Source organism: Rhodococcus sp. A14 (assembly GCF_011603105.1).
GTDB lineage: Bacteria > Actinomycetota > Actinomycetes > Mycobacteriales > Mycobacteriaceae > Rhodococcus_F > Rhodococcus_F opacus.
Map to the genome: position 1 here is coordinate 51,155 of NZ_JAAOQS010000002.1, position 22,030 is coordinate 73,184.

Annotated in this window: 21 protein-coding genes; 8 read left to right on the forward strand and 13 right to left on the reverse strand. The window is 68.2% G+C overall.

Going from position 1 to position 22,030, the window contains the following annotated elements; all coding sequences use genetic code 11:
* Positions 1-23 precede the first annotated feature (23 nt).
* Positions 24-881 carry an acyl-ACP desaturase gene (locus G9373_RS01480; RefSeq protein ID WP_037202965.1) on the reverse strand — a complete coding sequence of 286 codons (858 nt, stop codon included), beginning with the start codon at positions 879-881 and terminating at the stop codon, positions 24-26.
* A 156-nt stretch (positions 882-1,037) separates the two neighbouring features.
* Here G9373_RS01480 and G9373_RS01485 point away from each other — a divergent pair, with 156 nt between their 5' ends.
* Together G9373_RS01485 and G9373_RS01490 are read left to right on the forward strand one after the other, a co-directional pair.
* Positions 1,038-2,645: a serine hydrolase gene (locus tag G9373_RS01485; RefSeq protein ID WP_167113647.1), complete on the forward strand. Its 1,608-nt coding sequence runs from the start codon at positions 1,038-1,040 to the stop codon at positions 2,643-2,645.
* Positions 2,646-2,671: 26 nt separating this feature from the next.
* Complete coding sequence (locus G9373_RS01490) at positions 2,672-3,103, forward strand: limonene-1,2-epoxide hydrolase family protein (protein ID WP_167113650.1); 432 nt, start codon at positions 2,672-2,674, stop codon at positions 3,101-3,103.
* A gap of 74 nt (positions 3,104-3,177) precedes the next feature.
* On the opposite strand, the gene G9373_RS01495 is transcribed toward G9373_RS01490, so the two are convergent.
* The 3 genes from G9373_RS01495 to G9373_RS01505 all read right to left on the reverse strand — a co-directional run bounded on the left by G9373_RS01495 (position 3,178) and on the right by G9373_RS01505 (position 7,436).
* On the reverse strand, positions 3,178-4,545 hold the full coding sequence (locus G9373_RS01495) for a PhoH family protein (protein WP_025432159.1): 1,368 nt from the start codon (positions 4,543-4,545) through the stop codon (positions 3,178-3,180).
* 308 nt (positions 4,546-4,853) lie between these two features.
* Complete coding sequence (gene glyA, locus G9373_RS01500) at positions 4,854-6,149, reverse strand: serine hydroxymethyltransferase (RefSeq protein ID WP_005253714.1); 1,296 nt, start codon at positions 6,147-6,149, stop codon at positions 4,854-4,856.
* A 66-nt stretch (positions 6,150-6,215) separates the two neighbouring features.
* Positions 6,216-7,436: a hypothetical protein gene (locus tag G9373_RS01505; RefSeq protein WP_064079892.1), complete on the reverse strand. Its 1,221-nt coding sequence runs from the start codon at positions 7,434-7,436 to the stop codon at positions 6,216-6,218.
* Positions 7,437-7,605: 169 nt separating this feature from the next.
* On the opposite strand from G9373_RS01505, the gene coaA reads away from it, so the two are divergent.
* A complete protein-coding gene (coaA, locus tag G9373_RS01510; RefSeq protein ID WP_005253716.1) occupies positions 7,606-8,538 on the forward strand; it encodes a type I pantothenate kinase in 933 nt (310 codons plus the stop codon).
* Between the two features lie 41 nt (positions 8,539-8,579).
* On the opposite strand, the gene G9373_RS01515 is transcribed toward coaA, so the two are convergent.
* The gene (locus G9373_RS01515) at positions 8,580-9,347 is read right to left on the reverse strand and encodes an isoprenyl transferase (RefSeq protein ID WP_005572244.1); all 768 of its coding nucleotides are present in this window, start codon (positions 9,345-9,347) and stop codon (positions 8,580-8,582) included.
* A 161-nt stretch (positions 9,348-9,508) separates the two neighbouring features.
* Between G9373_RS01515 and G9373_RS01520 the strand changes: the two genes are divergently transcribed.
* A complete protein-coding gene (locus tag G9373_RS01520; RefSeq protein WP_005572246.1) occupies positions 9,509-10,177 on the forward strand; it encodes a hemolysin III family protein in 669 nt (222 codons plus the stop codon).
* A gap of 6 nt (positions 10,178-10,183) precedes the next feature.
* Here G9373_RS01520 and G9373_RS01525 read toward each other — a convergent pair whose 3' ends face one another.
* The 3 genes from G9373_RS01525 to mca are packed head-to-tail and all read right to left on the reverse strand — an operon-like array spanning position 10,184 to position 13,412.
* A complete protein-coding gene (locus G9373_RS01525) occupies positions 10,184-12,199 on the reverse strand; it encodes a thioredoxin domain-containing protein (RefSeq protein ID WP_167113653.1) in 2,016 nt (671 codons plus the stop codon).
* Between the two features lie 17 nt (positions 12,200-12,216).
* Positions 12,217-12,537 (reverse strand): hypothetical protein, encoded by a 321-nt coding sequence (locus tag G9373_RS01530; protein ID WP_005253720.1) that lies wholly within the window; start codon positions 12,535-12,537, stop codon positions 12,217-12,219.
* Positions 12,534-13,412, reverse strand: a complete 879-nt coding sequence (gene mca / locus G9373_RS01535; protein WP_005253721.1) for a mycothiol conjugate amidase Mca — start codon at positions 13,410-13,412, stop codon at positions 12,534-12,536. The genes G9373_RS01530 and mca overlap by 4 nt, the downstream gene beginning before the upstream one ends.
* A gap of 191 nt (positions 13,413-13,603) precedes the next feature.
* Between mca and G9373_RS01540 the strand changes: the two genes are divergently transcribed.
* Entirely contained in the window at positions 13,604-14,029 is a 426-nt protein-coding gene (locus G9373_RS01540) for a DUF4307 domain-containing protein (RefSeq protein ID WP_167113657.1), read from the forward strand.
* A gap of 227 nt (positions 14,030-14,256) precedes the next feature.
* Entirely contained in the window at positions 14,257-14,751 is a 495-nt protein-coding gene (greA, locus tag G9373_RS01545) for a transcription elongation factor GreA (RefSeq protein ID WP_005238978.1), read from the forward strand.
* Between the two features lie 80 nt (positions 14,752-14,831).
* On the opposite strand, the gene G9373_RS01550 is transcribed toward greA, so the two are convergent.
* A complete protein-coding gene (locus G9373_RS01550; protein ID WP_005253723.1) occupies positions 14,832-16,181 on the reverse strand; it encodes a bifunctional lytic transglycosylase/C40 family peptidase in 1,350 nt (449 codons plus the stop codon).
* A 257-nt stretch (positions 16,182-16,438) separates the two neighbouring features.
* On the opposite strand from G9373_RS01550, the gene G9373_RS01555 reads away from it, so the two are divergent.
* Positions 16,439-16,630, forward strand: a complete 192-nt coding sequence (locus G9373_RS01555) for a hypothetical protein (RefSeq protein ID WP_005253724.1) — start codon at positions 16,439-16,441, stop codon at positions 16,628-16,630.
* A 25-nt stretch (positions 16,631-16,655) separates the two neighbouring features.
* A complete protein-coding gene (locus tag G9373_RS01560) occupies positions 16,656-17,426 on the forward strand; it encodes an FAD:protein FMN transferase (RefSeq protein WP_005569314.1) in 771 nt (256 codons plus the stop codon).
* 6 nt (positions 17,427-17,432) lie between these two features.
* Here G9373_RS01560 and ilvA read toward each other — a convergent pair whose 3' ends face one another.
* The 4 genes from ilvA to G9373_RS01580 all read right to left on the reverse strand — a co-directional run bounded on the left by ilvA (position 17,433) and on the right by G9373_RS01580 (position 21,953).
* Entirely contained in the window at positions 17,433-18,665 is a 1,233-nt protein-coding gene (gene ilvA / locus G9373_RS01565; RefSeq protein ID WP_005253726.1) for a threonine ammonia-lyase, read from the reverse strand.
* Positions 18,666-18,734: 69 nt separating this feature from the next.
* The gene (locus G9373_RS01570; protein WP_005567047.1) at positions 18,735-19,907 is read right to left on the reverse strand and encodes a cystathionine gamma-synthase; all 1,173 of its coding nucleotides are present in this window, start codon (positions 19,905-19,907) and stop codon (positions 18,735-18,737) included.
* A 21-nt stretch (positions 19,908-19,928) separates the two neighbouring features.
* A complete protein-coding gene (locus G9373_RS01575; protein WP_085999970.1) occupies positions 19,929-20,465 on the reverse strand; it encodes a hypothetical protein in 537 nt (178 codons plus the stop codon).
* Positions 20,466-20,567: 102 nt separating this feature from the next.
* Positions 20,568-21,953: a cystathionine beta-synthase gene (locus G9373_RS01580; protein WP_005255744.1), complete on the reverse strand. Its 1,386-nt coding sequence runs from the start codon at positions 21,951-21,953 to the stop codon at positions 20,568-20,570.
* Between the last annotated feature and the right edge of the window lie 77 nt (positions 21,954-22,030).

Genomic DNA, 22,030 nt, shown 5'->3' on the forward strand with positions numbered 1-22,030 from the left:
GCGGGCCCTCTCGCGCAGAAGTCCTACAGCAGCGCGGACAGCTCGTCGCGGGCCTTCTCGCCCTCCGAGCCGAGATCGGTGCGGTCGGCGATGTTCCACGAGCGGAGCAGCGGAGCGAACACCTTCTCCCCCTGCTGTGCGGGGTCGTAGATACCGGCCTCGGCGAGCACGGCGGTGCTGTCGGTTCCGCCGGGCAGTGCCACGCTCGGCACGTCGAATGCGGCGATCCGCGACGCGATCGCGCGCATCGTCTGGTCGGGTACCAGCTCGAACGCGGCCTCGACGATGTTTCGGTAGAACAGCGACTGCAGTTCGTCGTCCGCGGCCAGCCGCTCGGCGATCACGGCCACCAGCGGGTCCTCGCCGAGTGCCGCCGTGTTGTGATGACGCACCGCCGCGGCCTTCTCCTCGAACGCGGAGTTCGCGAGCATCTCGATCAAATGCATCGGCGGCATCGCGTAACCGCGGACCATCTCGTCCATCCGGGCGCGCTCGAGGGCGACGGGGTCGACGGCGCGCGTCACCATCAGGTAGTTCCGGAGCACGATGGAGTGCCGGTTCTCCTCCGCGGTCCAGCGGCCCACCCAGCGCCACCACGGGCCCACCTGGGCGAGGTGCTTGGCGATCTCCCGGTGGTACGCGGGCACATTGTCCGCCACCAGCACACCCACGGTCAGTGCGAGCGCCTCGACGTCGCTCAGCGTCGACTGATCTGCCGACCAATCCGTTCCACCCATGAACGCGAAGTTCTTGCCCTGGTCCCACGGGACCAGATCGTGCGGCTGCCAGCCGTCCGCCTCGGCGATGTGACGTGTGAGGTTTTCGTCCACCACCGGGGCCAGCTCACTGAGCAGCTGCGAGTCATTCTTTTCAATCGGCATCCGCACACCGTAGCGTCCGCGCCGGGGCACCGGGTCGACCACCGGTGAATTCGACGGGAACAACGGCGGCGTTGTGACGAAAACATCCTGGTCATGGGCTTGAAGTCGTTAGGCTGGCAGTCCACGGTTACCCCGGGCCCGAGCAGAGGATCACCCATGCGCAGACATCGGAACCTGACGATACTTCTGTCGGCTCTCGCGCTCGGCGGGTCACTCGTGACGGGTTGCGGCTCCGACGCAGACGACTCCGGTTCCGAGACGTCCGGCGCGAACCCCACCTCGGAGTCCTCCCAGCCGCCGAACCCGGGGACGGTCGCGGGCGTCGATATACCCGATGGTCAGATCGACGACGCCGTGGGCCGTCTCGACGAACTGGCGACCGAGTTGATGGACAGTTCCCGTCTGCCGGGCATGGCGGTCGCCGTCGTCCACGGTGGGCAGACCGTGTACGCGAAGGGATTCGGGGTGCGCGAGGCCGGCACCGATCAGAAGGTGGACGCCGACACCGTGTTTCAGCTGGCGTCGATGTCGAAACCGGTGGGGTCGACGGTGGTTGCCCATCAGGTCGATGCCGGCGTCATCGGCTGGGACACTCCCGTGGTGTCCAAGTCACCCGGTTTCGCCCTCGCCGACCCGTGGGTCACCGAGCACGTCACGGTGGGCGATCTGTACTCGCACCGGTCGGGGTTGCCCGATCACGCCGGCGATCTGCTCGAGGACCTGGGTTTCAACCAGCAGCAGGTGCTCGACAAGCTCCGGCTCGAGCCGCTGAACCCGTTCCGGATCACCTACGAGTACACCAACTTCGGCCTCACCGCGGCGGCGGAGGCCGTCGTGGCGGCGTCGGGGACGGATTGGGCGACGCTCTCCGAGCAGACGATCTACCAGCCGCTGGGGATGTCCTCCACGAGTTCGCGATTCGCTGACTATCAGGCCCGCGACGACCGCGCCGTCGCGCACCAACTCGTCGACGGCAAGTACGTCGCCGATGCGGTACGCAATCCCGACGCCCAGTCCCCCGCGGGCGGGGTGAGCTCGTCCATCAACGACATGGGCAAATGGCTGGCGATGCTGCTGGCCGACGGCACGTTCGAGGGCAAGGAGATCGTGTCCCCCGAATCACTGCTCCCCGCGGTCAGTCCTCAGATGGTGTCCAGCCCACCACGGTCGATGGACAGCCGTCCGGGGTCCTACGGTTATGGGTTCAACGTCTCGACCACCCCGGCAGGGCGGGTCTCCCTCAGCCACTCCGGTGGATTCCAGCTCGGGGTGGCGACGAACTTCGTCGCGATACCGTCCGCCGACGTCGCCATCGTCGCGCTGACCAACGGGTCGCCCATCGGCATTCCCGAGTCCCTCACCGCCGAGTTCGCCGACCTCGTCCAGTTCGGGGAGATCCGCGAGGACTGGAGGTCGTTGTACCGGCAGGCCATCGCGCCGATGGACGAGCCCGAGGGCAGTCTCGTCGGCCAGACGGCCCCCGCGAACCCGGCACCACCGCAGCCGCTCCCCACCTACGCGGGCACCTACGGCAACCCGTATTGGGGTCCCGCCGTCGTCACGGAGAGCAACGGCGCGCTGTCGCTCCAACTCGGGCCCGCCGGGCAGACCTTCCCACTCACCCACTGGGACGGCGAGACCTTCACCTTCATACCCAGCGGTGAGAACGCCCCACCCGGAACCATCTCGAAGGCCACGTTCGCCGGCAACAACGTCACACTCGAGTACTACGACACGGAAGGCCGGGGGACATTCGTCCGCTGAGCCGACACTTCGACGGGAAGAAGACCATGAGCACGAACTCGCACGAACCGACGGGAACCACTCGAACGGACACGGCAGACGTCCAGGTGGTCCGGGCCTTCCTGGACGCGCTCGTCGCCGGCGACCCGGACGCCGCGCAACAGTATCTGCACCAGGACATCATGTGGCACAACGTGTCCCTGCCCAAGATCCGCGGCCTCGGCTCCGTCATGCGGATACTCCGCGGAATGAGCCGCCCCGGTGTCGGATTCGACGTGCGCCTGCACCACATCGCCGGCGACGGAACGGCCGTGCTGACCGAACGCACCGACGTCCTGATCTACAAGCGGCTGCGCAGCGAGTTCTGGGTGTGCGGCACGTTCGAGATGAAGGACGGCAAGATCGCCGTCTGGCGCGACTACTTCAGCAGCCGGGACTTTCTGTGGGGCACGCTCAAAGGTATTTTGAGCGCCTTCTGACGTTTCCGCCCGATGTCACCTCGGTCCGGTCGGACCGTGGTGCCATCGGGCGGATCACGCTGCGCGGCAGGCGCCTACGGCGTCGGCCCGAACTCCTCCAGCATCTCCGTCACGAGCGCCGCGATCGGCGAACGTTCACTGCGCGTCAACGTGATGTGGGCGAACAGCGGATGCCCCTTGAGCTTCTCGATCACCGCGGCCACCCCGTCGTGACGTCCGACCCTCAGGTTGTCGCGCTGAGCGACGTCGTGAGTCAGGATCACCCGGGAGCCGGTGCCGAGCCTGGAGAGCACCGTGAGCAGCACATTGCGTTCCAGCGACTGCGCCTCGTCCACGATCACGAACGAATCGTGCAGCGACCGTCCGCGAATATGCGTGAGTGGCAACACTTCCAGCATGCCGCGGCTGATCACCTCGTCCATCACCTCGGTGCTGGCGAGGCCGTCGAGTGTGTCGAAGACCGCCTGGGCCCACGGGCCCATCTTCTCGCTCTCACTACCCGGCAGGTAGCCGAGCTCCTGCCCGCCCACCGCGTAGAGCGGCCGGAAGACAACGACTTTCCGCTGGGTGCGGCGCTCGAGCACCGCCTCCAGCCCCGCCGTCAACGCCAGCGCCGACTTGCCGGTGCCCGCCTTGCCGCCCAGCGACACGATGCCCACACTGTCGTCCAGCAGGATGTCCAGGGCGATCCGCTGCTCGGCCGAACGTCCGTGCAGACCGAATGCCTCACGCTCCCCCCGCACCAGCTGCACCCGCTTGTCGGCGTTCACGCGGCCCAGTGCGCTCGACGAACCGCCCAGCAGCCGAATACCCGTGTGACACGGAAGCTCCCGGGCCTCCTCCAGATCGACGACACCCTCGGAGAACAGTTCGTCGATCGACGAGGACGCCACGTCCAGTTCGGTCATACCCGTCCAACCCGACGGAACGACGTCGTGGGCGTGGTACTCGTCGGCGGGAAGACCCACCGCACCGGCCTTCACTCGCAGCGGGATGTCCTTGCTGACCAGGACGACGTCACCGCCCTCGGCCTCGAGGTTCAGTGCGCAGGCCAGGATCCTCGAATCGTTACTGTCCGTGCGGAATCCGACCGGAAGAACCGACGGGTCGGTGTGGTTCAACTCGACCTGCAAGGTGCCACCCTCGGTGCCGATCGGCACCGGCTGGTCGAGACGACCGTATTCCAGACGGAGGTCGTCGAGCATGCGCAGCGATTCTCTTGCGAACCATCCCAACTCGTGGTGGTGCCGCTTCCCTTCGAGCTCGCTGATCACGACGAGGGGAAGCACCACACGGTGCTCGGCGAACCTGGTGACGGCCCAGGGGTCGGACAGCAGTACGGAGGTATCGAGTACGAATGTACGAACTGCAGAATCCGACGATTTCCTGGGGGCGGCGGACGAACGTCCGACGCGGGCTGAGACGGAGCGTGAAGCAGTCACGTTGGCTCCTAGGTCTGCGTGGCACCCACGCAAACTCGGTTCGCTGGACCGGTCCGTCCCTGGTGTGTCACCACACGAGGGCCGGGCGCCGGCCCCCTCGCACTGAGTGTGTCAGCCACGATCAGGACCTCCCGTACAAGCAACTTCCCCGCTGCCTGTTACCCCCGACGGTACTGCCAAACACGCCGGACGGCCGTGCGAGCGGCGGGCGTGTCGGTGAACATCAAGTTACGTGCGGGCGCCTGCGACGCCCGTGCGTGGTTAACGAGTCCCTGCACTCGCAGGCCACGCACGGGCGGCGGAGCCGCTTAGATCAGGCGCCAGTCCTCGAGACCCTCGTACAGCGGGAAGTCGGCGGCAAGCTTCGACACGCGGGACTTCAGCGTCTCGACGTCGGACGATCCGGCGAGTGCGGTGCCGATGATGTCGGCGACCTCGGTGAACTGCTCGTCCCCGAATCCACGCGACGCGAGCGCCGCCGTGCCGATCCGGAGGCCGGACGTGACCATCGGCGGGCGGGGGTCGAACGGCACCGCGTTGCGGTTGACGGTGATGCCGACCTCGTGGAGAAGGTCCTCACCCTGCTGGCCGTCGAGCTGCGAGTTGCGCAGGTCGACGAGCACGAGGTGCACGTCGGTGCCGCCGGTGAGGACGCTGACACCCTTGTCGACGACATCGGCGCCGGTCAGACGCTCGGCGAGGATCTTCGCGCCGGTCAGGGTGCGCTGCTGACGGTCCTTGAACTCCTCGGTGCCCGCGATCTTCAGGGAGACGGCCTTGGCGGCGATGGCGTGCATCAGCGGCCCGCCCTGCTGGCCGGGGAAAACGGCGGAGTTGAGCTTCTTCGCCCACTCCTGCTTGGCGAGGATCAGGCCGGAGCGCGGCCCGCCGAGCGTCTTGTGGACCGTGCTGGACACGACGTCGGCGTACGGCACGGGCGACGGGTGCAGCCCGGCAGCGACCAGGCCCGCGAAGTGCGCCATGTCGACCCACAGGTACGCGCCGACCTCGTCGGCGATCGACCGGAACGCGGCGAAGTCCTCGTGACGCGGGTACGCGGACCAACCGGCGACGATGACCTTCGGCTGCGCGGCGACCGCGATCTTGCGGACCTCGTCCATGTCGATGCGGTGGTCCTCCTTGCTGACCCCGTACGACTCGACGTCGTACAGCTTGCCGGAGAAGTTCAGCTTCATGCCGTGCGTGAGGTGGCCGCCGTGCGCCAGGTCGAGGCCGAGGAGCTTCTCACCCGGGTTCATCAGGGCCATCAGGACCGCCGCGTTGGCCTGTGCGCCGGAGTGCGGCTGAACGTTCGCGAAGTCGGCGCCGAACAGTTCCTTGGCGCGGGTGCGGGCGAGATCCTCGATGACGTCGACGTGCTCGCAGCCGCCGTAGTAGCGGCGTCCCGGGTATCCCTCGGCGTACTTGTTGGTGAGGACGCTGCCCTGGGCCTGGAGGACCGCGCGCGGAACGAAGTTCTCCGAGGCGATCATCTCCAGCGTGTCGCGCTGACGGGCCAGCTCACCTGCCATGGCCTGGGCGACTTCGGGGTCGAGTTCGGCGAGGGGGGCCGTGTTGACGTCGGTACCGGGCACAGCGGTCATCGAGGGATCTCCAAGCTGGATGCGGAAACGAATGCTCCCAGTCTACGAAGTACCCGTGAGGACTTCCTAACCGCCCGCGGTGAGGTACCCCTCACCGGCGCGCAGGACGCTGGGCACGAGCGGCTCGTCGAGCAGCCGGCGGAACCGCTCCGACCGCTCCGCGCCGACCGGCACCTCGCCCAGCCAGCCACCGAGCAGTCGGTATCCCTCCACGTAGGTGCTGGTGTACGCCCGCCACAACGGCGACGACAGGAACCGCAGCGACTGCCGGGCCCGCTCGGGAGTCGACAGGCTCCACCGCTGCAGGAACGCCGCGACGTCGTCGTGGCTGCGGCCCTCGTCGTGCAGCATCATCGCCGCATCCTGCCGCACACCGAGCAGCTGCCCGGACGCCCCGGACAGACGTTGCGCCTGCTCACCGTCGAATCGCAGGCCCAGGTCGGCGTAGATTTCCTGCGCCCACAGCCCCCAGTCCGACCCGACGATCGATTCGAGCGCGAGGTCCGCGAGCCCCTCGGCCATCAGGCACTGCGGGGTGTTGACGACGAACAACGTCTGCTCGAGCTGTCCAGCGCCGACCAGTCCGGCTTCCTTGCGGCAGTGCTCGGTGTGGTGGCCGGGGTACGACTCGTGCGCGATCAGCCGCGGCAGGTTCGACATGTGCTGCTTGAGGTCGGAGTTGATCGCGACCCGGGAACGGTAGTCGCCGAGGTAGTAGTTGAACCCCGACCACGGCTTGTCGCCCACGACCTCGTACTCGACGACTTCCGAGTCGGGCAGTGCGTAATGCCCGCGCACGAGATCGCGCAGAGCGCTCGAGAAGGCGTCGACACATTCCTGCAACCGGTCCGCGGGGATCTCGTCCTTCGCGCGGTGGGCCTGGATGCGTTCGGCGAGCGGCCCCGTTCCGGGCAGCACGGCGTCCATCTTCCGGTGCGCCTCCCGGTACTGCTCCTCGTCGCCCCGTTCGATCCGGACGTCGAAGTACGCCTCGACCTCGTCGACGAAGCCGACGTCGTCGCCCGCGAACTTGCGCGCTGAGCATTCGAGGGCGCGGAGATGGACGTCGAGGAACCGTGTCCGCTCCTCGGACAGTCCCGCCGACGGCAATTCCGCGCGGAGGTTCGCCGCCGTGCGCGCGAGAACGCGCGGATCGGGCTTCGGCGCGTTCTCCACCTGCCTGCGCAGCGCGGGATCGCCGGTATACGCGTCGACGAATCCTTCCTCCAGCCGGTCGAAACCCAGCCCGAGCAGCAAGTATTCGCGTACGAACGAAACGGATTCCATGCCGTCCGACCTTAGTCGCACACGCGTCTGCCCGACCCGCCGACAGCGCAGCCTGTGGCACCAAGCACAATCCGACTATGCAACCGCTACTCGCCAGCGCAACGACGACGGCAGAGATTCTGGGCATGGACCGCTCACTCCCCCGTGTACCCGAGTGTGAGCGGAACTGATGGCGCGGACGAGCGAGTCCAGTCCGTACGTCGAATTCGACCGGAAGCAGTGGCGCACACTGCGTAAGTCGACGCCACTCGTCCTGACCGAGGAAGAGCTGTACGGACTGCGGGGCCTCGGCGAGCAGATCGACCTCGAAGAGGTCGCGGAGGTGTACCTGCCGCTGTCGCGTCTCATCCACCTGCAGGTCGCGGCACGTCAGCGACTGTTCGCCGCGACCGCGACGTTCCTCGGCGAGAAGCACCCCGACCAGCAGGTGCCGTTCGTGATCGGCGTCGCCGGCAGTGTGGCGGTCGGCAAGTCCACCACCGCCCGTGTCCTCCAGGCCCTCCTCGCGCGGTGGGAGCACCACCCGCGCGTCGACCTGGTGACGACGGACGGCTTCCTGTATCAGACGGCCGAGCTGAACCGCCGCGGGATCATGCACCGCAAGGGCTTTCCCGAAAGTTACGACCGCCGCAAGCTGCTGCGGTTCGTCACCGAGGTGAAGTCGGGGGCCGAAGAAGTGGCCGCGCCGGTGTATTCACACATCTCGTACGACATCATCCCGGGCCAGTACCACCTGATCCGGCAGCCGGACATCCTCATCATCGAGGGTCTCAACGTGCTGCAGACCGGTCCCCGGCTGATGGTGTCGGACCTGTTCGACTTCTCGATCTACGTCGACGCCCGCATCGAGGACATCGAGAACTGGTACATCCAGCGTTTTCTCGCGCTGCGGAAGACGTCGTTCTCCGACCCCGACGCACACTTCCACCACTACGCCGGACTGTCCGACCGGGACGCGACGGCTGCCGCCCAGGAGATCTGGCACAACATCAACCGGCCCAACCTCGTCGAGAACATCCTGCCGACGCGTCCGCGTGCCACGCTCGTGCTGCGCAAGGACGCCAATCATTCGATCAACCGGCTGCGGCTGCGGAAGCTGTAGGTGAGCGGCGAAGTGTGTTCCGGCACGCTTCGCCACTCACGTCAGACGCCGAAGCGGCGGTGCCGGGCGGCGTAGTCGCGGAGCGCGCGGAGGAAGTCGACCCGGCGGAACTCGGGCCAGTACGCCTCGGTGAACCAGATCTCGGAGTAGGCGCTCTGCCACAGCAGGAACCCCGACAGCCGCTGCTCCCCCGACGTGCGGATCACGAGGTCGGGGTCGGGCTGGCCGGACGTGTAGAGGTGACCGTCGATGCCGTCGACTGTGATCGATTTCACCAGTTCGTCCCCCGACAGTCCCGCGAGGAGTTTCTCGCTCAGCAGCGACTGCACGGCGTCGGCGATCTCCTGGCGACCGCCGTAGCCGATCGCGACGTTGACGTGGGTGCCGGTGCGCCCCTCGGTCCCGGCAGCCGCGTCACGCAGACGGCGGGACTGTTCGGAGGGCAGGAGGTCGAGGGCGCCGACGATCTTGACGCTCCAGTTCTTGTCGGGGCCGGAGATCTCCTCGACGACGTCCGTGATGATCTCGAGCAGGGTGTCGAGTTCCCCGGGGTCGCGGCGCAGGTTCTCGGTGGACAGCAGGTAGATGGTGGCCATCTCGATGCCCGCGGCGTCGCACCAGCCGAGCAGCTCGGAGATCTTCAGGGCGCCCATGCGGTGGCCGTGACTGACGTCCTCGAAGCCGTTTTCGCGGGCCCACCGCCGGTTGCCGTCGCACATCACGGCAATGTGCCGAGGGTGCTGTAGACCGTCGAGCCGCTTCAGTAGACGACGCTCGTAGATGCTGTACAGCAGTCCTCGCGCACTCACCTGGAGATCACCATGACACGCAAGAGTACGCCGCATCCGAAGGTGATCCGCGACGGCCGTCACACAGCGCACGACTTGCCGCTACCGACGGGTACGCTCTCACCACAAGCTAACCTACGGTTGCGTAGGTTATTGCCACACACAGCGAGAAGAGGTGTTCAGTGACCGCTTTCGGCCTCGACGAACTGCCCGTCAAGCCCCGACTGCGAGGGTGGATCCACCTGTGGGCGTTCGGCGTCTCCGTGATCGCCGGCATCGTCCTCGTCACACTGTCGGGCACCCAGGTGTCCGGGGAAGCGGCGCTCGCCACCGCCGTCTACAGCCTCACGGTGTGCGGCGTGTTCGGGGTCAGCGCCACCTACCACCGGATCCACTGGAACACCGTCAAGGCCCGCACGTGGATGAAGCGCGCGGACCATTCGATGATCTTCCTGTTCATCGCCGGCAGTTACACCCCGTTCGCGGTGCTGGGGCTTCCGCCCGACACGGGCCGGACCCTGCTGATCGTCGTGTGGGCGGGGGCGCTCGCCGGGGTCGCACTGAAAATGCTGTGGCCGACGGCACCGCGCTGGGTCGGGGTACCGCTCTATCTGCTGCTCGGCTGGGCCATCGTTCCCGTCGCACCCGAACTGACACACGAGGTCGGCGTCCTACCGATGGTGCTGCTGCTGATCGGCGGCATCCTCTACTCGGTCGGCGCGATCCTCTACGCCACCAAGTGGCCCAACCCGTGGCCGACCACGTTCGGGCATCACGAGTTCTTCCACGCCGCCACCGTCATCGCGGCCCTGTGCCACTACATCGCCGTGTGGCTGGTGGTGTTCCGGTAGGCCGGACTACCGGCTCAACGCGGCACCCAGGTCCTCGATCGTCGACACCGGGCGGTCGCACACGAACCCGCGGCACACGTACGCCGCGGACGCGCCGCCGACCAGCGGCCGGTCGGCGAGCAGCGGTGACGAGTCCGGTGCGCCGCCGACCACGACGGCACCCCCGGGAGCGAGTCTGCGCGCCTCCCGAAGCAGGACGGAATCCCCGTCGGTCGCCACGGCCACCTGGATCGGGCCGCGCACCGACGCCTCGGCCACCGCGAGCCAGTGCCCGGCCGATCGCGGCGCGCGCTCCAGAAGCAGTGCCACCCGGTCGAGCGATTCGGCGGCCGCGCTCGCGTACCGTCCCGACGCGTCCGCGTCGGCCACCGCGGCCGCCGTGACCAGTGCCTCGACCAGGCACGACGCTCCGGACGGCGTCGCACCGTCGACCGGGTCGCGGGGACGGGTCACCAGGGTCTCGGCGTCGTCGGCGGTGTCGAACCAGCTGCCCGGCCGCTCGTCGTCGGCGAAATGGATCAGGGCGCGGTCCAGCAGCGCCCGCGCGTGTGTCAGCCACTCGTTGTCGCCGGTCGCCTGATACAACGCGAGAAGGCCCGTCGCCAGGCAGGCGTAGTCCTCGAGCACCCCGGCCGATTCGCCCACGGACGTTCCCAGCGACGCCCTCCGCAGACGCCCGTCGACGACGTGCAAGCCCAGCACCGCACGCGCGCACTCGGCGGCCGCGGCCACCCACTCCGGCCTGCCGAGTCCGGCACCGGCCTCGGCGAGCGCGGTGATCGTGAGACCGTTCCAGGCGGTGACCACCTTGTCGTCGCGTCCCGGCTGCGGCCGCGTCGCACGCTGGGCGAGCAGCGTGTCCCGGATCCGGCGCCGGCGGTCCCAGTCGTCCGGATCGCGCGGAAGCTGCAGGACGGACGTGCCGGCCTCGAACGTCCCGTCCGCGGTCACCGCGAACACCCGGGCCGCCCACTCCCCGTCCTCGGGGCCGAGAACCTCGACGAGCTGCCCGGGGGTCCACACGTACGTGAGTCCCTCGACGCCCTCGGTGTCGGCGTCGAGGGCGGACGCGAACGACCCGTTGTCGGTGCGCAGATCGCGCAGCAGGAACTCGACCGTCTCCTCGGTGACCCGGACGGCCAGGTCCGCGCCCGTGCGCCGGCCCAGGTGCGCGTACACGCGCAGCAGCTGGGCGTTGTCGTAGAGCATCTTCTCGAAGTGCGGCACCACCCACGCGGCGTCGACCGAATACCGGGCGAAACCGCCGCCGAGCTGGTCGTAGATGCCGCCGCGCGCCATCGCCGACGCCGTCCGCCCCACAACACCGAGCACGTCGTCGTCACCGGACCGCTCGTACGTGCGCAGCAGGCCTTCCATCAGCGCGGACGGCGGGAACTTGGGGGCTCCTCCGAACCCGCCGCGGTCGGCGTCCTCGTCCCGCAGCACGGCTGCGGCAGCCGCGTCCAGCAGGGCCGCGTCCACCCGGACCTCGCCCTCGGGAATGCCGCCGGCTCCCCGCCGCAACTCGGCGACCACCGAGGCGGCCGCGTCGTCGACGTCACCGCGGCGGTCCCGCCACGTGTCGGCGATGGCGCTCAGCAGTTGCGTGAACGACGGCATCCCGCCGCGCGGCTCGGACGGGTAGTAGGTGCCGCAGTAGAACGGGGCGCCGTCGGGAGTGAGGAAGCACGTCATCGGCCAGCCACCCTGACCGGTCATCGCGACCGTGGCGTTCATGTACACGGCATCGAGGTCCGGACGCTCCTCGCGGTCGACCTTGACGCACACGAAGTGCTCGTTCATCAGCGACGCCACCGCCTCGTCCTCGAAGGACTCGTGGGCCATCACGTGGCACCAGTGGCACGCCGAGTATCCGATCGACAACAGGATCGGGACGTCCCGCTCGCGCGCCCACTCGGTCGCCTCCGGACCCCACTGCTGCCAGTGCACGGGGTTGCCGGCGTGCTGTCGCAGATAGGGGCTGGTGGACCCACCGAGTGTGTTCTGTGCACGTGGGTCCATGTCCGGCTCCTGTTCGACTACTTCTGCAGGTTCGGCGGGGTGTCCGTCGGCTTCGGCGGTTCGGTGCTGCTCGGCCCGCCACCGTGGATCGCGCCGCGGTCGGTGCCCTCGTCCGCTTCCTGGTCCGGTTCGGGGTGCTCCGGCTCGAACGTCTCGGGCAGGTTCTTGAGCTTCTTGTTCATCGACCGCACCAGCAGCACCACGCCCGCGAGCAGCGCGAGAATGACGACGAGGCCGATGGGCGACGCCTTGCCGAACTCGGGACCGGACGGGGTGCTCGGCGTCTGCGCCAGGACGTCCGCCGCGCCGGCCACGATGCTCACCGTCAACGCATTCACTGCTGTCCGTCCTCGTGGATGCCCGCGAACAGGTCGTTCTCCGGGATGGAGGTGGTGACGCGGGTCTTGGCGAGCTCGAATTCCTCGGTCGGCCAGATCTTCTGCTGGATCTCGAGCGGAACCGCGAAGAACGAGCCGTTCGGGTCGATCTGGGTCGCGTGGGCCCGCAACGCGTCGTCACGCTGAGGGAAATAGTCGCCGCACGTGATCTGGGTGGTGACGCGTGCCATCAGGTCGCCCTGCTCGGTCTTCCACTTCTTGAGCCACTCGGCCATCGGGAACTCTTCGCCGCGGCGGTCGTACTCCTCCTGGAACTGCAGGAGACGCTTCCGGATGAAGCCGTGCGAGTAGTAGACCTTCTGCACCTTCCACGGTTCCCCGGCGTCGGGGAACCGCTCCGGGTCGGCAGCGGCCTCGTACGCGGCCATCGACACCTCGTGGCACCGGATGTGATCGGGGTGCGGGTAGCCGCCGTTCTCGTCGTACGTGGTCATGACGTGCGGACGGAACTCGCGGATCACGCGCACCAGCGCCTCGGTCGACTCCTCGAGCGGAACGAGCGCGAAGCAGCCCTCCGGCAGCGGCGGCTTCGGGTCACCCTCGGGCAGACCCGAGTCGACGAATCCCAGCCACTGGTGCTGGACTCCGAGGATGCGCGCCGCCTCGGCCATCTCCTCGATGCGTACCTCGTGGATGCGGTCCCGTACCCCGGGCACGTCCATCGCGGGGTTGAGGATGTCGCCACGTTCACCACCGGTCAACGTCACGACCTTCACTTCGTTGCCCTCTGCGGCGTAACGGGCCGTTGTCGCGGCACCCTTGCTCGACTCGTCGTCGGGATGGGCATGGACGGCCATGAGCCGGAATCCGCTCACGTATTCGTTCACCTCAACTTCGCCAGTAGCCGTTGCCGGCTTGTCCGTGTCGCGCGCTCTCGCCCTCCGCCATCGCTGACGGCGCACTGACGCACGTCCTCTATAGTTCCACCCGAGAGTTCCGCTTGCAGCCGTGCCCCCGCTCGAGTGCTGCAAGTTACGTGGAACCGGAGCGGTACGAGAGTTGAGAGATGACGAGAACGCTTCCCCCGGGCCGATACACAGCCGCGGCAAAGCCTGCGCGCCCGAAGCGCTGGCTCGTGTGGGCGCTGTCCGCGGCGGTCCTGGTCGTCGGTGTGATCGTGGCGTTCGTCGCCTACGACAAGTTTGCCGTCTCCGAGATCGACAGTGAGGCCACGTCGTTCGATCTGGTGAGTGAATCGCAGCTGGACATCACGTTCACCGTCACCCGCGAGGACCCGTCCCAGGCGGCGGTCTGCATCGTCCGCTCCCGCTCCAAGGACGGTTCCGAGACCGGCCGTCGCGAGGTCTACATGGCCGGCGGCGAAGACCAGACGGTGAAAGTCACCGCCCCCGTCTACACGTCGCGCCCGCCCGCGATGGGCGACATCTACGGCTGCAGCCTGGACGTTCCCGCCTATCTGACCGGCGGCTGACACCAGCGCACCCGAGCGACCGTTCGGGTTATTCGGGGTTTGCGCTCCCCGATCGTGCTAGAATCGCCTGGTACACGGTTCCGGTTTGGAACCGTGTATTGCTGCATTGGCGGCAAGGCGGAAATCGAACGGCCTCGGCCGTCGAATTTTGCCGAGCCGTTGATCACTGCTGTTGCAGTGGTCTGTCGAGGGAGCCCGGCGGCTCCAACTACGAGGGAGTGATCGAGATGACCGAGACCCAGGTGACCTGGCTGACCCAGGAGTCACATGACAGGCTCAAGAGCGAACTCGACCAGCTCATTGCCAATCGTCCGGTCATCGCCGCCGAGATCAACGAGCGTCGCGAAGAGGGCGATCTGAAGGAGAACGGCGGCTACCACGCGGCCCGCGAAGAGCAGGGTCAGCAGGAGGCACGCATCCGCCAGCTTCAGGAACTCCTGAACAGCGCGAAGGTCGGCGAAGCGCCCACCCAGTCCGGTGTCGCACTGCCCGGTTCCGTGGTGAAGGTGTACTACGACGGCGACGAGAAGGACACGGAGACGTTCCTGATCGCCACCCGCGAAGAGGGTGCACGCGACAACAAGCTCGAGGTCTACTCCCCCAACTCCCCGCTGGGTGGCGCACTGCTCGAGGCGAAGGTCGGCGAAACCCGCGAATACACGCTGCCCAACGGCAGCAGCATGAAGGTGACGCTCGTCAGCGCGGAGCCGTACCACAGCTGATCGCGGATCCACCGCCGAAAACTCCGGTCCGGGCCACGCGCCCGGGCCGGAGTTTTCTGCGTTGACGCCGGTGAGCGGGATCAGAAGACCCTGCGGGCCTTCATGTCGGCGAACACGGGACCGATCCGCACCACGTCGCCCGTCGTCGGGGCGTGCAGCATCTGGCCGTTGCCGACGTAGATCGCCACGTGTCCCGGCCCACCCGACTGCCAGTTGCCGAACAGCAGGTCTCCGGGCCTGGCCTGCGACAGCGGCACCTCCACACCGACATTCCACTGCGTTTCCGACGTGCGGGGCAGTTTGACGCCGGTTGCGGCGTACACGGCGAACGACGTCAGCCCCGAGCAGTCGAAACCGCCGCCGGACGGTCCGTTGATGTTGCCGCCGCCCCACACGTACGGCAGACCGATGAACCGCATGGCCGCCTCGACGACGCGGCTCGTGTCACCGGCGGCCGCACCGTAGAAGAACGGCGACAGCATCCGCGCGAACGACTCCTCCAGCGATCGGATCCGCGCGACGTACGGCTGCGTTTCGTGCTCGTAGTCGAACTTGCCGGCGGGCATGCCACCCGCGGTCCGGACCGCACCCGCACCGGCGTTGTACGCGGCGATCGTGAGGTCGAGGGTGTCGCCCTTGACCACACCCTCCTTCTTCCAGCCCTCGATCTGCCCGAACAGGTCGCACAGCATCTGACCGGACGCCATCATCGGGTCGGCGACGCCGTTGATGTCGACCTTGCCGTCGCCGTCCGCGTCCTTGCCGTACTTGGCCCACGCGGGGGGCATGAACTGGCCGGGACCGCGGGCGCCCGCCCGGGACACCGGTGAGGTCGCGCCGTAGCGGAAGCCGTTCTCGACGGAGTACAGTGCCGCCAGCGTCGGCGGCTTGATGCCCTCGCACAGCGACCCGGCCTTGCGGATCCACGGCGCGAAGACGGCGATGGCGCCGACCGGCGCGAGCGAGACACCGGGGAAGCCGGCGGGGACGGACGGGATCAGCGACCCGAGTCCGCTGATCAGGGCGGGGACCCCCGGCAGAGCGGCGAGGCCCCCGATCGCATTTCCGACGTCGGGGGCGCTCATCGCTGGGGGCTGGTCGAGTGGCGTGTCCGGCAGCGCCAGTGGGGGAACCGGAGCAGGCGGCGGAGCCGCCTCGACGGCGGGTGGCGGCGGAATGTAGGGGTCGGTCGCCTGCTTCACCACATCCGAGGCCTGGGCCACCATCTGCTCGGCCTGCACGCGGGCCGGTTCGGGGAGGGTCGATATTGCGTCGTCAACTTGTTTCTGAACGTCGGGTGAGGCCTGCTCGACCACCTGAATTGCTTCTGCTGCTTGATCTTTCACCGGCTGCGGTATGTCCGCTCCCTGAACGATGGCCCCCGCTGCGGTGGTGATCGCCACGATGATCGCCGCTGCATCAACTGACATACGTGCGCTCCTCCTCCTCGGTGCACCTAACCGAGTGAGTTCACGTTACGACGGGGCACAGCAGATGCGAGGCGATTCTGCGGGATTGATCCGTTTCCTACCGTGACCTGCGGGAGAGCGGCACCTGGCGAATCACGGCTGTCGGGCACGACAGCATGCGACGCGCCAGGGGCGTGCACTGCACCCACCGCGCACTCGACGAGGAGAGACAGATTCTTCCCAGGTTGTTCTAAGGTTCGTCGGGGAAGCTGGTCGGCATGAGTGAAGACCGACGGATTTCCCGCCTGCTTCCCGTTCGCCGCGTCCTCGCGGCAGCCGGAATCGCCGGACTGGTCGCCGGTGGTGGCATGGCGGCGGCAGCGGACCCCGCGACCCCCGATTCGGCGGTGGCAGCACCCCTCGTCTCGGCAGGGTTCGGCGCACCGGACGCCGTGTCCAGCGGTTCCTGAGATCGCGCGACCGGAGAACCGCCATATGACCAGCGCACGCAGCGCAACCGAATGGTCCACCTGGGGTGCGCACGCACGCATCGTCGTCACCGACCCCGACGCCCTGAGCTCGGCGTCGAACCTGATCCGCGGCTACCTCGCGGCGGCCGATGCCGCCGTCAACCGGGACCGCGCGGACGCCGAGATCCGCTCCCTCGACGAGGGCCCGAACACGGTCACCCCGATGTTCGCGCGGTTCCTCACCGACGCCCTCGCCGCAGCGCGCACCACGGAGGGGGCACTCGACCCCACTGCGTCGGCCCCCGCACCCCAGTCGTGGCGATCGATCACCGTCGACGGCACCGAGGTCACGCTCCCCGCCGGCGTGGAACTCGACCTGACGGCGACCGCGCGGGCGAGTTCCGCCGACCACTGTGCGTCGACGACGGCGGAGCTGCTCGGGTGTGGCGTCCTGGTGGCGCTCGGCGGAGACATCGCCACCGCCGGGACCACGCCACCGGGCGGCTGGCAGGTCCAGGTCCAGGACCTGCCGGGCGACCCCACCTGTCAGGTGTCGATCCCGTCGGGTGCGGCCGTCGCGACCGCCAGCACCGTCAAGCCGTTGCATCCCGACTCGATCTCGTTGTGGCGGACCGTGACCGTGGTGGCCGAGTCGTGCACCACGGCGCACGCGTCGAGCACGGCCGCGGTGGGGATGGGCGGCGGTGCGATCGATTGGCTCACCAACCTCGAGCTGCCTGCCCGGCTGGTGGATCAGGAGTTCCGGGTGATCACCCTGGGTGGGTGGCCGAGCTAGGTCCGGCTATTCCTGGAGGCGAACCGCGTATTGGGCGTCGCGCAGTGCGTCGAGGAGATCCTGCCGGTGGCCGGGGCCACGGGTCTCGACGGTGAGGAACACCTCCACCTCGTCGAGTGCGAGCGCGCCGCCGGTGCGGGAGTGGACGACGTCCACCACGCTGGCGCCGTTGCCGCTGATCACGCCCAGGAGGCTGACCAGACCACCCGGTCGGTCCGGAATGGTCACGTGCACACCGAGATACCGGCCGGCGGCCCGAAGGCCGTGATTGACGACGTGGGTGAGCAGCAACGGGTCGATGTTGCCACCGGACAGCACCGCGCACACCTTCCCGGTGAGTCCCAGCTCTTCCGTCGAGCAGCTGATCAACGCGGCCACCGCCGCCGCGCCGGCAGGCTCAACGATGAGCTTCGCGCGTTCGAGGCACAGGAGCAGCGCCCGGGACAGAGCGTCCTCGCTGACCGTCACGATGGCGTCGACCTGCGAGCCGACGTGGGCGAACGGCACGTCGCCGGGCCGGCCGACCGCGATGCCGTCGGCCATCGTCGACATGGTCTCCAGCGGAATCGGACGGCCCTCCGCCAGCGAACGCGGCCACGCGGCCGCCTGCTCGGCCTGGACGCCGACGATCCGCACGTCCGGCCGGGTGGCCTTGACCGCCGCGGCGATGCCCGCGATCAGCCCACCGCCGCCGGTCGGGACGACAAGCGTGCCGACGTCGGGTTCCTGCTCGAGGATCTCGAGCCCGACGGTCCCCTGCCCGGCGACGATGTCGACGTGATCGAAGGGATGGATGAGGACGGCGCCGGTCTCGTCCGCGAACTCCTTCGCGGCGACGAGCGCGTCGTCCACGGTGTCGCCGGTCAAGTGGACGGTGGCGCCGTACGCCTTGGTGGCGACGAGTTTCGGAAGTGGTGCGCCGGTGGGCATGAACACGGTGGACGGGATGCCCAGTTCCGTGGCCGCCCAGGCCACGCCCTGCGCGTGATTGCCCGCGCTGGCCGCCACGACCCCGCAGGCCCGTTCCGCGACCGACAGATTCGCGATCCGGTTGTACGCACCCCGCGGTTTGAAAGATCCAGTGCGCTGCAAGTTTTCGCACTTCAGCGACACGACGTGCCCGCATCGTTCCGATAACGCCCGGGACGCGATCACCGGCGTCCGGCGCATGACGGGGTCCAGCAGCTTACGAGCTGCTCTGATCTGATCCAGCGTGACAGGCTCCACGCGGGCCAGCATAAGGCCTTCGGCCCGTGCGCCTTTTTGGTAGCGGCGGCAACCAAAAAGGCGCACGGGCGGCGAAGCCGCCTACTTTAGCGCCTGCTCGATGTCGCCCACGAGGTCGGCGGCATCCTCGATGCCGACGGACAGGCGCACCAGGTCGTCCGGAACCTCGAGCAGCGAACCGGCGGTGGAGGCGTGGGTCATGGCACCCGGGTGCTCGATCAGCGACTCGACGCCGCCGAGCGACTCGGCCAGCGTGAAGATCTCGGTGCGCGAGCAGAAGTCCAGTGCGGCCTGCTTGCCGCCGGCGAGGCGGACCGAGATCATGCCGCCGAAGCGGCGCATCTGCTTCTCCGCGACCTTGTGGCCGGGGTGCGAGTCGAGTCCGGGGTAGATGACCTGCGACACCGCGGAGTGCCCGGTGAGCAGTTCGACGACCTTCTCGGCGTTGTCGCTGTGCCGCTCCATGCGCAGGGAGAGGGTCTTGATTCCGCGGAGCGTGAGGAACGCGTCGAAGGGTCCGGGGACCGCGCCGGCACCGTTCTGCAGGAACGCGAACGCCGTGTCGAGCTCCTCGTCGTTGGTGACGAGTGCGCCGCCGACGACGTCGGAGTGTCCGCCGATGTACTTGGTGGTCGAGTGCAGCGCGACGTCGGCGCCGAGCTGCAGCGGCTGCTGCAGGTACGGCGAGGCGAACGTGTTGTCGACGACGATCTTCGCGCCGGCCTCGTGCGCGATGTCGGACAGTGCCTCGATGTCACCGATGTTGAGGAGCGGGTTCGTGGGCGTCTCGACCCACACGAGCTTGGTGTTGGGCCGGATGGCTGCCCGGACCGCGTCCACGTCGGAGACCGCGGCGGGCGTGTACTCGATGCCCCACTGGGTGAAGACCTTGTCGATCAGGCGGAACGTTCCGCCGTAGGCGTCGTTCGGGATGACCAGGTGGTCGCCGGGGCGCAGCGCGGCACGGAGCAGGCAGTCGGTGGCGGCCATGCCCGAGCCGAACGCGCGACCGTACGTGCCCGACTCGAGGGCGGCGAGGTTGGCCTCGAGCGGTCGTCGGGTGGGGTTGCCGGTGCGGGCGTATTCGAATCCGTTACGCATGCCGCCGACGCCGTCCTGCGCGAACGTCGAACTCGCGTAGATCGGAACGTTGACGGCGCCCGTCTGCGGGTCCGGGTCGAATCCTGCGTGCACGGCCTTGGTGGAGAACCCCTGCCAGCTGATGTTGTCCGCTTTGCTGCGCTGCTCACTCATGGCCCCCAGCCTAGTGGGGACCTACTTCTCCAGATACTCCGCGATCGCGAACGCGACGTCGAGCTTGGTCGCGTCGCTGACGGAGGGGTCGAGCGCGTTGACGATGATGCTGTGGTCCGGGGTGAGCAGCGCCATGGCCACGACGTCGAGGACCACCCCGCCGAACTCGGCGGAACGGGGGTCGGGGACGACGTTCGTCCCGTTCCGCATCTCGACGAGGACGGCGGGATCCGTCACCTGCGGCTTGACCGACGCGGTGATGGTGCTCATGACGTTGGTCGGTCCCTTGGACCACGAGCACGTCGGATCGATCGAGCCGGGCAGGACGGCCTCGGTGAGATGCGGCCGGTCCGCCACCAGCCGGCCGAGTGCCTTCGTCAGCGCGGCGCAGTCGGCGGACGCCGCCGAAGACGACGTGCCCGCAGACGCCGAGTCGACGTCCGACGATCCCGGCTGTGCGACGGCGGCACCCTCGATGCTGTTCCCACATCCGGCGGCGGCGAACCCGAGCAGGACAACCGAGCCCACAAGAACACGACGACGTAGACGAGCACTCACTGAGATTCCCCCTCACGGACACCGGACCGGTCCCCCGCTGTGCACCGTACGTTCCGTGCGCAGCGGGGACCAGTGTTGTCGTGCCCGGGTCCGACGTGTCGTCTAGGAGCCGGCGCTGAGGAACCCGAGAAGGTCGTGGCGGGTGATGACCCCGGCAGGCTTGCCGTCGTCGACGACCATCAGCGCGTCGGTGTCGCCGAGCGCCTTGGTGGCGGCCGACACGGGCTCACCCGAACCGATGAGCGGGAACGGCTTGCTCATGTGCTTCTCCACCGGGTCGGCCAGGTGCGCGCGTCCCTCGAACACGGCACTGAGCAGGTCACGCTCGGTGACGCTGCCCGCCACTTCACCGGCCATGACGGGCGGCTCCGCGCCGACGACGGGCATCTGGGACACCCCGTACTCGCGGAGGATCTCGATGGCGTCGCGCAGCGTCTCGGACGGGTGGGTGTGGACGAGGTCCGGGAGTTCGCCGGACTTACCGCGCAGCACGTCGCCGACCGTCTTCTCGTCGGGCTTGCCGTCGAGCGGGGTGCGGAGGAAGCCGTAGGACGCCATCCACTTGTCGTTGAAGATCTTCGAGAGGTATCCGCGACCACCGTCGGGCAGCAGGACGACGATGACCGCGTCGGGGCCCTCGCGCTTGGCGACCTCGAGTGCAGCGACGACAGCCATGCCGCAGGAGCCGCCGACCAGCAGGCCCTCTTCGCGCGCGAGGCGACGGGTCATCTCGAAGGAGTCGGCATCGGACACGGCGATGATCTCGTCGGGGATGGACGGGTCGTAGGCGCTCGGCCAGAAGTCCTCGCCCACGCCCTCGACCAGGTACGGACGGCCGGTGCCACCCGAGTACACGGAACCCTCGGGGTCGGCGCCGATGACCTTGACCTTGCCGCCGGACACCTCCTTGAGGTAGCGGCCGGTGCCGGTGATGGTGCCGCCGGTGCCGACGCCTGCGACGAAGTGGGTGATCTTGCCGTCGGTGTCGGCCCAGATCTCGGGGCCGGTGGTCTCATAGTGGCTCTGCGGGCCGCCCGGGTTGGAGTACTGGTTGGGCTTCCAGCCGCCGGGGAGTTCGCGTGCGAGCCGGTCGGAGACGCTGTAGTAGCTGTCCGGGTGCTCGGGCGCGACCGCGGTGGGGCACACCACGACCTCGGCGCCGTAGGCCTTGAGGACGTTCCGCTTGTCTTCGCTGACCTTGTCGGGGCAGACGAACACGCACTTGTATCCGCGCTTCTGGGCCACCAGGGCGAGGCCGATGCCGGTGTTGCCGGAGGTGGGCTCCACGATGGTCCCACCCGGCTTCAGCTCACCGGACGCCTCCGCGGCGTCGATCATCTTGACCGCGATGCGGTCCTTCGAGCTTCCGCCCGGGTTGAGGTATTCGATCTTGGCTGCAACGGTCCCGTGGTTCTCCCCGATGACAGAAGAGAGCTTGACGAGAGGGGTGTTGCCGATCAGGTCGACGACGTGTTCCGCGATGCGCATGCCTCCATGCTCCCAGATGCCCTGATCCGATGCTCACAGACGTCCGGCACGGGGGCCCTGATCCGACTAGATTGGTG

What these genes read in the sequence shown, in the direction of transcription:
- G9373_RS01480 (WP_037202965.1), bottom strand. Translation starts at nt 881, where the DNA reads ATGCCGATTGAAAAGAATGACTCGCAGCTGCTCAGTGAGCTGGCCCCG.
- G9373_RS01485 (WP_167113647.1), top strand. Translation starts at nt 1,038, where the DNA reads ATGCGCAGACATCGGAACCTGACGATACTTCTGTCGGCTCTCGCGCTC.
- G9373_RS01490 (WP_167113650.1), top strand. Translation starts at nt 2,672, where the DNA reads ATGAGCACGAACTCGCACGAACCGACGGGAACCACTCGAACGGACACG.
- glyA (WP_005253714.1), bottom strand. Translation starts at nt 6,149, where the DNA reads ATGACCGCTGTGCCCGGTACCGACGTCAACACGGCCCCCCTCGCCGAA.
- G9373_RS01505 (WP_064079892.1), bottom strand. Translation starts at nt 7,436, where the DNA reads ATGGAATCCGTTTCGTTCGTACGCGAATACTTGCTGCTCGGGCTGGGT.
- coaA (WP_005253716.1), top strand. Translation starts at nt 7,606, where the DNA reads ATGGCGCGGACGAGCGAGTCCAGTCCGTACGTCGAATTCGACCGGAAG.
- G9373_RS01525 (WP_167113653.1), bottom strand. Translation starts at nt 12,199, where the DNA reads ATGGACCCACGTGCACAGAACACACTCGGTGGGTCCACCAGCCCCTAT.
- G9373_RS01540 (WP_167113657.1), top strand. Translation starts at nt 13,604, where the DNA reads ATGACGAGAACGCTTCCCCCGGGCCGATACACAGCCGCGGCAAAGCCT.
- greA (WP_005238978.1), top strand. Translation starts at nt 14,257, where the DNA reads ATGACCGAGACCCAGGTGACCTGGCTGACCCAGGAGTCACATGACAGG.
- G9373_RS01550 (WP_005253723.1), bottom strand. Translation starts at nt 16,181, where the DNA reads ATGTCAGTTGATGCAGCGGCGATCATCGTGGCGATCACCACCGCAGCG.
- G9373_RS01555 (WP_005253724.1), top strand. Translation starts at nt 16,439, where the DNA reads ATGAGTGAAGACCGACGGATTTCCCGCCTGCTTCCCGTTCGCCGCGTC.
- G9373_RS01560 (WP_005569314.1), top strand. Translation starts at nt 16,656, where the DNA reads ATGACCAGCGCACGCAGCGCAACCGAATGGTCCACCTGGGGTGCGCAC.
- ilvA (WP_005253726.1), bottom strand. Translation starts at nt 18,665, where the DNA reads ATGCTGGCCCGCGTGGAGCCTGTCACGCTGGATCAGATCAGAGCAGCT.
- G9373_RS01570 (WP_005567047.1), bottom strand. Translation starts at nt 19,907, where the DNA reads ATGAGTGAGCAGCGCAGCAAAGCGGACAACATCAGCTGGCAGGGGTTC.
- G9373_RS01580 (WP_005255744.1), bottom strand. Translation starts at nt 21,953, where the DNA reads ATGCGCATCGCGGAACACGTCGTCGACCTGATCGGCAACACCCCTCTC.